Genomic DNA, 11,282 nt, shown 5'->3' with positions numbered 1-11,282 from the left:
GTGCTCACGGGGCTGGCCCCGCCCCGAAACCCGGGGGGGCGGGCCCTGCCCGTTCGCGTTCCGGCGGTCAGTTGCCGCGCAGTCCGCGGTCCAGGGCGGCGATCGCGCTGCCCCGGGCGTCGTCGCCGTCCAGCGACCAGACCATCACACCGGCCAGGTCGTTCCATCGCGCGTACCGGGCCTTCGCGGTGAGCACCTCGGCCGAGTCGTAGCTGTAGAAGGTGGAGCCGTCGTACCGCCAGGACGCGCCGTGGTCGCGGTCCACGTAGGTGGTGCCGGGCAGGGCGTTGATCTCCTTGTAGGAGCGGTCCGGCACGGTGCCGGTGGCCTTCTGGTAGAGGCCGTGGCGGGTGCCGGCCGGCACGCCCGTCCAGCCGTGGCCGTAGAACGGGGTGCCGAGGACGGTCTGCCGGGAGGGCAGGCCGCGCTGGGCGTAGTGGTCGACGGCCTTGTCCGCGCTGCGCTGCCGTGCGTCCGAGTCGGTCGGGTCGGAGTAGAGGTTGGCGTGGTGGTTGGCCGGGCCCTTGCCCTCCCACGGACCGTGCAGGTCGTAGGTCATCAGGTTGAGCCAGTCGACGGTCCGCGCGAGCTCGGGCAGCTCCAGCCGGTCCGCCACGGTCTCGTTGGCGGCGACGGCGGCGGTCAGCAGGTAGTGCTTGCCCTTGCCCCTGCCCTTGCCTTCGCTCGTGCCGTCGCTCGTGGCGTGCGGGCCGCGCTTGCCGCCGAGTTCGTCCAGCTGCTTGCGGAACTCGGCCATCAGCAGGGTGAAGTTGCGGCCGTCCTCGGGGCGGACGACGTTGCCGGCGTCACCGCCGCCGCCCGGGTACTCCCAGTCGACGTCGATGCCGTCGAACACCCCGGCGGCCACGCCCTTGCCGCCCTCCGGGGAGCCGGCGAGCTGCGGCACGTCGCCCTTGAGGTAGAGGTCGATGCAGGAGGAGACGAACTTCCTGCGCGCCTCGTCGGTGGCGGCCGCGTCCGAGAAGTACTTGGACCAGCTCCAGCCGCCCAGCGAGATCACGGCCCTGAGCTGCGGGTTGACGGCCTTCAGCTTGCGCAGCTGGTTGAAGTGGCCCTTGAGCTTCTGGTCGGGGGCGTCGGCCACGCCGTCCACCGAGTCGGCGGCGGAGAAGGCGCGCTGGTAGTCGTTGTAGGCGTCGCCCTGGCCGGCGTCGTTGGTCTCGAAACAGGTGCCGTCCGCCGAGACGTTGCCGAAGGCGTAGTTGATGACGGTGAGCTTCCCGGCCTGGCCGGACTCCTGCACCCGCCTCGCGGAGCTGTCGGCGCCCCACTGGGTGAAGTAGCCGACGCGCTGACCCTTGAGCTGGGGACCGTGCTTTGTCCCGGCGGCGTTGGCGGTGGCGGGGGCGACGAGCAGCGCGGCGACGGTGGCGGCGGCGAGCAGGGCGGAGGAGCGAGTGGGCATACCGGACCTATTCTCTGAAGCAGCGTCAATTGGTCTGGACCAGCTGGCATAGAGATTTAGTCCATCGCGCCACGGCGCACAAGAGGACGTGCCCGGACGGGGCAGCATGCAGAAGAGGCCGGACCGCGGGAACGCGGTCCGGCCTCTCGGCAGCTGTCGGAGGATCAGCCGATCAGCGAGCGCAGCACGTACTGCAGGATGCCGCCGTTGCGGTAGTAGTCCGCCTCACCGGGGGTGTCGATGCGGACGACCGCGTCGAACTCCTTGGTGGCGCCGTCCGTGCCGACCGCGACGACCTTGACGGTCTTCGGGGTGCGGCCCTCGTTGAGCTCGGTCACACCGGTGAAGGAGAAGGTCTCCTCGCCGGTCAGACCGAGGGAGTCGGCGTTCTGGCCCTCGGGGTACTGCAGCGGGAGGACGCCCATGCCGATCAGGTTCGAGCGGTGGATGCGCTCGTAGGACTCGGCGATGACGGCCTTCACGCCGAGCAGCGCGGTGCCCTTGGCGGCCCAGTCGCGGGACGAGCCGGAGCCGTACTCCTTGCCGGCCAGGACGACCAGCGGGGTGCCGGCGTTCTGGTAGTTCTGCGAGGCGTCGTAGATGAACGACACCGGCGCGTCGGCCTGGGTGAAGTCGCGGGTGTAGCCGCCCTCGGTGCCCGGCGCGATCTGGTTGCGCAGGCGGATGTTGGCGAAGGTGCCGCGGATCATCACCTCGTGGTTGCCGCGACGCGAGCCGTACGAGTTGAAGTCGCGCTTCTCCACACCGTGCTCGGTGAGGTACTGCGCGGCCGGGGTGCCCGGCTTGATGTTGCCGGCCGGGGAGATGTGGTCGGTGGTGACCGAGTCGCCCAGCTTGGCCAGGACGCGGGCGCCGGCGATGTCGTTCACCGGGCTCGGGGTCTTGGCCATGCCCTCGAAGTACGGGGGCTTGCGGACGTAGGTGGACTCGGCGTCCCACTCGAAGGTGTTGCCGGTCGGAACCGGGAGCGACTGCCAGCGGTGGTCGCCGGCGAAGACGTCCTGGTAGCCCTTGTCGAACATGGCCTCGTCGATGGAGCCGGCGACGGTGTCGGCGACCTCCTTCTCCGACGGCCAGATGTCGGCGAGGAACACGTCGTTGCCGTCGGCGTCCTGGCCCAGGGCGTCACGGGTGATGTCGATGTTCATGTTGCCGGCGAGGGCGTAGGCGACCACCAGCGGCGGGGAGGCCAGGTAGTTCATCTTGACGTCCGGGTTGATCCGGCCCTCGAAGTTGCGGTTGCCGGAGAGCACCGAGACGACCGCGAGGTCGGCCTCGTTCACCGCGGCCGAGACCTCCTCGGGCAGCGGGCCCGAATTGCCGATGCAGGTGACGCAGCCGTAGCCGACCAGGTTGAAGCCCAGCTTCTCCATGTACGGGAGGAGGCCGGCCTTCTCGTAGTAGTCCATGACGACCTTGGAGCCGGGCGCCAGGGTGGTCTTGACCCAGGGCTGGACGCGCAGGCCCTTCTCCACGGCCTTCTTCGCCAGCAGGGCGGCGCCCAGCATGACGGAGGGGTTGGAGGTGTTGGTGCAGGAGGTGATCGAGGCGATCACGACCGCGCCGTTGTCGATCTCGTAGGACGAGCCGTCGGGGGCGGTGACGGTGGTCGGCTTCGAGGCCTCGGCCGAGTAGGTCGGCAGCGCCTCGGCGAACCTCTCGGCGGCCTCGGCCAGGATCACGCGGTCCTGCGGGCGCTTCGGGCCGGAGATCGACGGGACGACGGTGGAGACGTCCAGCTCCAGGTACTCGGAGTAGACCGGCTCGACCGACGGGTCGTGCCAGAGGCCCTGCTCCTTGGCGTACGCCTCGACCAGGGCGAGCTGCTGCTCGTCACGGCCGGTGAGCTTCAGGTAGCTGATGGTCTCGGCGTCGATCGGGAAGATCGCGCAGGTCGAACCGAACTCCGGCGACATGTTGCCGATGGTGGCGCGGTTGGCCAGCGGGATCGCGGTGACGCCCTCGCCGTAGAACTCCACGAACTTGCCGACCACACCGTGCTTGCGCAGCATCTCGGTGATGGTGAGCACCAGGTCGGTGGCGGTGGTGCCGGCCGGCAGCTGGCCGTTGAGCTTGAAGCCGACCACGCGCGGGATCAGCATGGAGACCGGCTGGCCCAGCATCGCGGCCTCGGCCTCGATGCCGCCGACGCCCCAGCCCAGCACGCCCAGGCCGTTGACCATGGTGGTGTGCGAGTCGGTGCCGACACAGGTGTCCGGGTAGGCCTGGCCGTTGCGGACCATGACGGTGCGGGCCAGGTGCTCGATGTTCACCTGGTGGACGATGCCGGTGCCGGGCGGGACGACCTTGAACTCGTCGAACGCGGTCTGGCCCCAGCGCAGGAACTGGTAGCGCTCCCTGTTGCGGCCGTACTCGATCTCGACGTTCTGGACGAAGGCGTCCGGCGTACCGAACTTGTCGGCGATGACGGAGTGGTCGATGACCAGCTCGGCCGGGGCCAGCGGGTTGATCTTGGCCGGGTCGCCGCCCAGCTCCTTGACGGCCTCACGCATGGTGGCGAGGTCGACCACGCACGGCACGCCGGTGAAGTCCTGCATGATCACGCGGGCCGGCGTGAACTGGATCTCCTGGCTCGGCTGGGCGTCGGCGTCCCAGGTGCCGAGGGCACGGATGTGGTCGGCGGTGATGTTGGCGCCGTCCTCGGTGCGGAGCAGGTTCTCCAGCAGCACCTTGAGGCTGTACGGCAGCCGCTCGGAACCCTCGACGGCGGAGAGCTTGAAGATCTCGTACGACTCGTCGCCCACCTGCAGCGAGCTGCGGGCGTCGAAGCTGTTCGCGGACACGACTGACTCCTTCTAGGTGCTTCGTGCGGTATTCCGGCCGCCACGGTGGTAAGGTCAGCCTTACTTAGGCTGACCTTGCCCGCACCGCCGGTGAGCGCCTCTCGGCAAGTATCTTGATGTCGAGATATATCGTAGAGGGCAGTTATCTCGATGTCGAGATAAACCATAGTGCATGGCGTCGGCTCCGCCACGTCGGCACCTCCTCAGTACCACGCGGGCGCCGAACCGGCACCACCCCAGGCTGCCCCCGGTTCGGACGGCCCGCTCGCCGAAGGGGCGACACCCCCCGGTACGGTGACCGGAGAGTGACACACCGGAGCAGGCCGGGGGCCGACTGATGATCGTGGTGGACGCGTCCGCGCTGGTGCTCGCGCTGGCCGACGAGGGTGAACGCGGGGCAGCCGCCCGGGCCGAACTGGCCGCGGACGACGAGTGGGCGGCGCCCGAGCACCTCGTCATCGAGGTGATGCAGTCGCTGCGCGGCCTGTACCTGGCCCGCGAACTCACCGCCGAGCGGGTGGGCGAGCTCGCCACCGAACTGCCCGGCCTCGCGATCCGCAAGGTGCCGGTCGAACCGCTGCTCGGGCGGATCTGGGAACTCAAGGACAACCTCACGCCGGACGACGCCGCGTACGTGGCGGTGGCCGAGCAGTACGGGGTGCCGCTGGTCACGGCGGACCTGCGGCTGATGCGGGCCAGCGGGCCGCGGTGCGAGATCCGCGGCATCGGCCGGCCGGGCGGGGACGCCGGGTAGCAGGGTCGGCCGGGGCCCCCGGTGAGCTGCCGGGAGCTCCCGGCAGCTCCGCGGGCGAGCGGGTCCGGCGGAGCCCGGGGTCGACGGGGCCCGGGGTCGACGGGGCCCGGGGTCGACGGGGCCGGCGCCGGAGCCCGGGGCCGTGTCCGGGGCCCGCGGGGCGTGTCCGGGGAGCGGCGGGCGGCGTTGAGCAGGGTGTCCGCTCTTGCGTGCGCCCTCCGGGAGCGCGCCCAGCCCGAGAAGGTCCGCCGATGTCCGCTCCGCTCGCCGCCGCCCTGCTCCCGCTCGCCCTGCTGGCACCCGCCGCCGTGCCGGTCTCGACCACCGACGCCGCCTTCGACCCCGCCACCGCCTTCGTCCCGCCGACCGCGGTCAGCCACGCGCCGGACCTCGTTCCGTACGGCTCGCACGTACGGGTGGTGGTCGACCGCTCGGCGCCCGGCCGGACGGTACTGACCATGAGCGTGACCGGGGTCGCCGCCGACCGCGAGTTCCCGGTCCACCTGCACACCGGTCCGTGCGGGGCCGACCCGGCCGCGTCCGGCCCGCACTACCAGGACGCGGTGGACCCGGTCCGCCCGTCGACCGACCCCGCCTACGCCAACGACCGCAACGAGCTGCGGCTCGCCCTGCGCACCGACGGGCACGGCGACGGCACCGCCGCGACGGTGGTGGCCTGGCAGCCCCGGGCCGGGGAGGCCCGCTCGCTGGTCCTGCACGCGGGCGGCCCGACCGACCCGACCGGCGCGCGCGGCCGGCACGGCGCGCAGGATGCGGTCGGTGCGCACGGTTCGACCGATGCGCACGGTTCGGCCGGTGCGCACGCTCAGCGCGGTCAGCACGGCGCCAACGACCGGGTCGCCTGCGTGAAGCTGGAGGAGCTCTAGCCGCTCACCGGCCGGGCCCGTCCGCCGTCAGGACCCGAGGGTCGCGACCAGGACGGCCTTGATCGTGTGCAGGCGGTTCTCCGCCTGGTCGAAGACGACGGAGTGCTCCGACTCGAACAGCTCGTCGGTGCACTCCAGCTCCGCCATCCCCGTCTCCTCGAACAGCTGCCGGCCGACCACCGTGCCGAGGTCGTGGAAGGCGGGCAGGCAGTGCAGGAACTTCACCGCCGGATTGCCCGTGGCCCGCACGGTGCCCATCGACACCTGGTACGGCTTGAGCAGCGCGACGCGCTCGGCCCAGACCTCCTTGGGCTCCCCCATCGAGACCCAGACGTCGGTGTAGAGGAAGTCGGCGCCGGCCACGCCCTCGGCCACGTCCTCGGTGAGGGTGATCCGGGCGCCGGTGCCCTCGGCGAGCGTCCGGGCTGCCTTCTGCACGTCCTCGGCCGGCCAGAGCGAGCGCGGCGCGACGATCCGGACGTCCATGCCGAGCAGCGCGCCGGTGACCAGCAGCGAGTTGCCCATGTTGGAGCGGGCGTCACCGAGGTAGGCGAGCGTCACCCCGGTGAGCGGCTTGGTGGTGTGCTCGGTGATGGTCAGCACGTCGGCGAGCAGCTGGGTGGGGTGCCACTCGTTGGTCAGGCCGTTCCAGACCGGCACCCCGGCGTGGGCGGCGAGCTCCTCGACGATCTCCTGGCCGTGCCCGCGGTACTCGATGCCGTCGAACATCCGGCCGAGCACCCGGGCGGTGTCCTTGATCGACTCCTTGTGGCCGATCTGGGACCCGGCCGGGTCCAGGTACGTGGTGGTGGCGCCCTGGTCGTGGGCGGCGACCTCGAAGGCGCAACGGGTCCGGGTGGAGGTCTTCTCGAAGATCAGCGCGATGTTCCGGCCCCGCAGCCTGGGCCGCTCGGTACCCGCGTACTTCGCCGCCTTGAGCTGAGCGGCGAGGTCCACCAGGAAGCGGAACTCCTGGGGCGTGAAATCGAGCTCCTTGAGGAAGTGCCGGTTCCGGAGGTTGAACGCCATGCCAGGCTCCTGGGGTGACGGGTCGGGCGGAAAGCAGCAAGTCTATACGATGCTCGGAATTTCTATGCAAGAGCCTGCGACCGGTCCACCGGAACCGGTCGACGCCTACAGCCGGGGGTCCACCGGCTCGGCCTCCAACGCCAGAACGGCGAAGACCGGCTCGTGCACCCGCCAGAGCGGCTCGCCGCCGGCCAGCCGGTCCAGTGCCTCCAGACCGAGCGCGTACTCGCGCAGCGCCAGCGAGCGCTTCAGCCCGAGCGCGCCGCCACGCGGACGCTCCCGGTGCCCCCGCTGCTCCGGGTGGTCCGGGTGGTCCGGGTGGTCCGGGCTCTCCGGACCGTGGACCAGCCGCAGGTACTCCCGGCCGCGGACCTTCACCGCCGGCTGCACCAGCCCGCCCGGACGGCCCTCCCCCGCCGCGCCCCGCATCGGCGACACGGGCGGCTTGACCACCATGCCCGGCGCACCGCCCGCCCCGGTCAGCTCCTCCCACCACGCCACGGCCGCGGCCGTCGACGCCTCGTCCCCGGTGTCCACCGCCAGCCGGGCGGTCGGGTACAGGACGGGACCGCCCATCCGGTCGACCGGTGCTCCGGGCCCGGCCGTGCCGCCGGCCACGGGGCCTGCGGCACGGTCCGCCGCGACCAGCCGGTCGATCCGGGCCAGCTGCTCCTCCCGCGGGCGGAGCGCCAGGTTCGCCCCCTCCCCGGCCAGCACCTGGAACGGCGCCAGCCGGACACCCGACTGCCCCTCCCCGGGACGCGCGAACCGGCGGTACGCGTCGGTGAACGCCCGGACGTCCGCCGCACGGCGCCGCTGGCGGCCCGCCTGCGCCGCGACCTCCAACCCGCGGTCGGCAGCCCGCTCCAGCGCGGCGAGGACCGACGGGAGCGCGGCGCCCGCCACCGCGCCGAGCGCCGCGTACCCGCGGTGCGGCGAGGGCCCGTCGGCCGTCACCGGCCACGCCGCCAGGGTCGCGTCCAGCAGCAGCCAGCCGGTGTCCAGCTCCTCGAAGAGCCCGGCCCGCTCGGCCGCCGCCCGCAACCGGAGCAGCAGGGCGGCACACTCCTCGTCGCCCAGCAGCGCCCCGCCCGTCCGTGACCAGACCGCCCCCGGGCCCGCCGGGCCGAAGCGCCGGGCCAGCGCCGCGTCGTCCCGGGACACCAGCACCACCGCGCGCGAGCCCGGATGCCACTCCTCGCACAGGACGTGCCGGACCCCGTCCGCGCGGTACGCGGCGAAGACCTCGTCCGGGTGCTCCCGGTACCCGGGCCGGTGCGAGGCGGGGCCCGGCGGCACCGCCGGCGGCAGGTGGACCAGCAGCCGTGGGTCGACCGCCGAGCGGCTCATCGTCTCCAGTGCCGCCGCCGCGCTCTCCGCCCGGACGGCGACCGGGCCGTGCAGCGCCGTCTCCACCACCCGGCGGCCCGCCACGTCGGCCAGGTCCAGCGGACGGCCCTCGCGCCCGCCCGGCGCGTCGCTGAGCAGCGGGCGGACCGGCGCGTACCACTGCCGCTCCGCCTCGACGGTGACCAGTTCGCGCTCCGGGTAGCGCAGCGCGGTCAGCCCACCGCCGAAGACGCAGCCGGTGTCCAGGCAGACGGTGTTGTGCAGGAAGCTCGCCACCGGAAGCGGCGTGTGCCCGTAGACCACCAGCGCCCGCCCCCGGTACTCCTCCGCCCAGGGGTGGCGCACCGGCAGGCCGTACTCGTCGGTCTCGCCGGTGGTCTCCCCGTACAGCGCGTGCGAGCGGACCCGGCCGGACGAGCGGCCGTGGTAGCGCTCCGGCAGGCCCGCGTGGCAGACCACCAGGTCGCCGCCGTCCAGCAGGTAGTGGTCGGCCAGGCCGCGGATGAACTCCCGGGCCTCGGACCGGAAGCCCGCCGGCTCGGACTCCAGCTGTTCGAGGGACTCCCGCAGGCCGTAGGAGAGGGTCACCCGCTCGCCGTCCAGCGCCCGGGCGAGCTTCTGCTCGTGGTTGCCCGACACGCAGAGCGCGTGACCGGCCGCCACCATGCCCATCACCAGGCGCAGCACGCCCGGCGTGTCCGGGCCGCGGTCGACCAGGTCTCCGACGAAGACCGCCGTCCGGCCGGCCGGTGGGACGGCGTCGACCGGCCGGCCCGCCTCGTCCCGGACGATCCGGTAGCCGAGGCGGGGCAGCAACGACTCCAGCTCGGCGCGGCAGCCGTGGACGTCGCCGACCAGGTCGAACGGGCCGGTCAGATGGCGCAGGTCGACGCGCCGCTTCTCCCGTACCACCTCGGCGGCGGCCACCTCGTCCGCGCCGTGCAGCACGTGCACCCGGCGGAAGCCCTCCTTCTGCAGACCGGCCAGGGACGCGCGCAGCTCGCGGTGCTGGCGCGGGATCACGGACGCGGGCAGGTCGCGGTCCTGCCGGAGACGGGTGCGCTCGGCGCAGACGCCCGGCGGCACGTCCAGCACGATCGCCGCCGGCCTCGCGTCGTGCTCGTGGGCGATCGCGATCAGCCGCTTCCGGGCCGCGGCCTGGACGTTGGTGGCGTCCACCACGGTCAGCCGGCCGGCGGCGAGGCGCTTGCCGACGATGTAGTACAGGACGTCGAAGGCGTCGGCGGAGGCGGACTGGTCGTTCTCGTCGTCGGCCACCAACGCGCGGCAGGTGTCGGAGGAGACCACCTCGGTCGGGCGGAAGTGGCGTCGGGCGAACGTGGACTTGCCCGCGCCGCTGGTGCCGACCAGCACGACGAGGGAGCCCTCGGTCACCGTCACCGTCCCGGCCGGCGGCGCCTCGGCGTCGGCGGCGACCGCGACCTCTGCCGCTGCTGTCGCCGCCGCCGGGAGGCTGCTCGGCCCGGGGGTCCCGGGAGCGGGGGCGCCGGGGTTCGTTTCGTCGCCGGTCATCGGGACTCGCCTCCTCCGAGGGTGGGGGTACCGCGTCTGAAGAGGGCCGGCCCGGCCGGGGCGGCCATGGTGACGGTGTAGCCGTGCTCGGCCGCCACCCGTTCCGCCCAGGTGCCGAACCCGGGATCACCGGCCTGGGACGTGACGACGACCGCCGCCGGGCGCACCGTCCCGAACACCGCGTGCTCCAGGGCCGGACGCCGGTCCGGGTCCGCCCGCCCGACCACGTCGGCGTCGAGCACCGCCGCGTCGAAACCCTTCAGCCTGGCGTCCGCGTACATCAGCGCGCCCTGCACCAACCCGACCCGGACCGTCCGCCGGGTGGCCGCCCACTCCGGCGCCGGCTCCGTCGTGCGCTCCAGACCGAGGCGGTGTGCGGCGGTGGACAGCGCACGCAGCGAGACGTCCACCCCCAGCAGTTCGGTGAACCGGGCGTCCGTCAGCAGTGCCTCGATCAACTCGCCCCGGCCGCAGCCGAGGTGCACCACCCGGGCGGCACCGACCTCGCGCAGCGCTGCCAGGACCGCCGCCCGGCCCGCCTCGACGGCGGCCGTGCGGCCGTCGCCGTCAGCACCCTCGACCGGGCTGTCCGGTTCACCGTCGCCGTACCCGGCGCCGTCGGTCCCGGGCGGCCCGTGGTGGTCCAGGCGACGGGCGATCAGTTCACGTTCGGGGTGCCGGGCCAGCCAGTCCGCGTCGGCGGAGAACAGATTGCCGACCCCCTCCGGCGCGACCCACTGGTCCGTGACGCCCTCCAGCGCCGGCAGCAGTACGGCCAGCTGTCGGAGCGCGTCGGCCGGTCGGGCCGACGCCGCTTCCAGTCCGAGCCGGACGTACGGCGACTCCCCCCACTCGGGGAACTCCTCGTCCAGCGGGATCGCCGCCGCCTCGACCCGCCAGCCCAGCGGCTCGAACAGTCGCCGCACCAGCGCCACACGGCCGCCCTCGCCCGCACCGCCCCCGAGGCCGCGCTCACCGTCGACGCGGACGGCGGGCAGCTCGATGCGCAGCGGGAGAGCGCGATCGGCAGGGTCGGCGGCCGTGATCACCGCCCGGAAGACGGTGCGCAGCGCCGCCGCGAACCGTGACGACACGACGTAGGGGCGATCGTCGCCGGCCCGGACGCGCGCGAGGTCCGACGCGCCGGACGGCCCGCCGCCCCGCCCCTTGCGGGACGGTGCCGGATCCGCCTCCACCAGCAGGACGGCCGTGCAGCGTTCGTCGCCGACCTCCGGGAAGAAGACGTGCGCCTCGCCGTACGCGGTCGCGGCCCGCTGGACCGCGTCCGGCGGCCGGTTCAACAGGCGCGCCAGGTCGGTGGCCGGGCTCCCGGCGGTGCCGGTGGCTGAAATCGACATGAACACCTGTCCGAGTATCGCCCAGCTCCGAGCCCTCGGACAGCCGGTTTTCGTCCGGATGCGGCGGCTCCCCGGCCCTGTCCGGACGGTGAGCGTGTTCGGCACCGGGGGCCCGCATTC

At 73.2% G+C, this 11,282-nt stretch carries 7 protein-coding genes; 2 read left to right on the top strand and 5 right to left on the bottom strand.

What is annotated here, in order from left to right; translation table 11 throughout:
- Window positions 1–67 precede the first annotated feature (67 nt).
- The gene (locus ACFWIC_RS37685; RefSeq protein WP_380521498.1) at window positions 68–1,426 is read right to left on the bottom strand and encodes a glycoside hydrolase family 18 protein; all 1,359 of its coding nucleotides are present in this window, start codon (window positions 1,424–1,426) and stop codon (window positions 68–70) included.
- A gap of 164 nt (window positions 1,427–1,590) precedes the next feature.
- Entirely contained in the window at window positions 1,591–4,251 is a 2,661-nt protein-coding gene (gene acnA, locus ACFWIC_RS37680) for an aconitate hydratase AcnA (protein ID WP_380364433.1), read from the bottom strand.
- Between the two features lie 337 nt (window positions 4,252–4,588).
- On the opposite strand from acnA, the gene ACFWIC_RS37675 reads away from it, so the two are divergent.
- Window positions 4,589–5,005: a type II toxin-antitoxin system VapC family toxin gene (locus ACFWIC_RS37675; protein WP_329951461.1), complete on the top strand. Its 417-nt coding sequence runs from the start codon at window positions 4,589–4,591 to the stop codon at window positions 5,003–5,005.
- Window positions 5,006–5,256: 251 nt separating this feature from the next.
- Complete coding sequence (locus tag ACFWIC_RS37670; protein ID WP_380521495.1) at window positions 5,257–5,892, top strand: superoxide dismutase family protein; 636 nt, start codon at window positions 5,257–5,259, stop codon at window positions 5,890–5,892.
- A gap of 27 nt (window positions 5,893–5,919) precedes the next feature.
- Here ACFWIC_RS37670 and argF read toward each other — a convergent pair whose 3' ends face one another.
- The 3 genes from argF to ACFWIC_RS37655 all read right to left on the bottom strand — a co-directional run bounded on the left by argF (window position 5,920) and on the right by ACFWIC_RS37655 (window position 11,162).
- Window positions 5,920–6,921: an ornithine carbamoyltransferase gene (argF, locus tag ACFWIC_RS37665; RefSeq protein ID WP_329951459.1), complete on the bottom strand. Its 1,002-nt coding sequence runs from the start codon at window positions 6,919–6,921 to the stop codon at window positions 5,920–5,922.
- Window positions 6,922–7,026: 105 nt separating this feature from the next.
- Window positions 7,027–9,804 carry a polynucleotide kinase-phosphatase gene (locus ACFWIC_RS37660; protein WP_380521493.1) on the bottom strand — a complete coding sequence of 926 codons (2,778 nt, stop codon included), beginning with the start codon at window positions 9,802–9,804 and terminating at the stop codon, window positions 7,027–7,029.
- Window positions 9,801–11,162, bottom strand: a complete 1,362-nt coding sequence (locus ACFWIC_RS37655) for a 3' terminal RNA ribose 2'-O-methyltransferase Hen1 (RefSeq protein WP_329951457.1) — start codon at window positions 11,160–11,162, stop codon at window positions 9,801–9,803. Before ACFWIC_RS37655 ends, ACFWIC_RS37660 begins: the two co-directional genes overlap by 4 nt.
- Window positions 11,163–11,282 lie beyond the last annotated feature (120 nt).

This window comes from Kitasatospora sp. NPDC127035 (assembly GCF_042726075.1).
Lineage (GTDB): Bacteria > Actinomycetota > Actinomycetes > Streptomycetales > Streptomycetaceae > Kitasatospora.
This window is presented reverse-complemented; position numbering and strand designations above follow the sequence as displayed.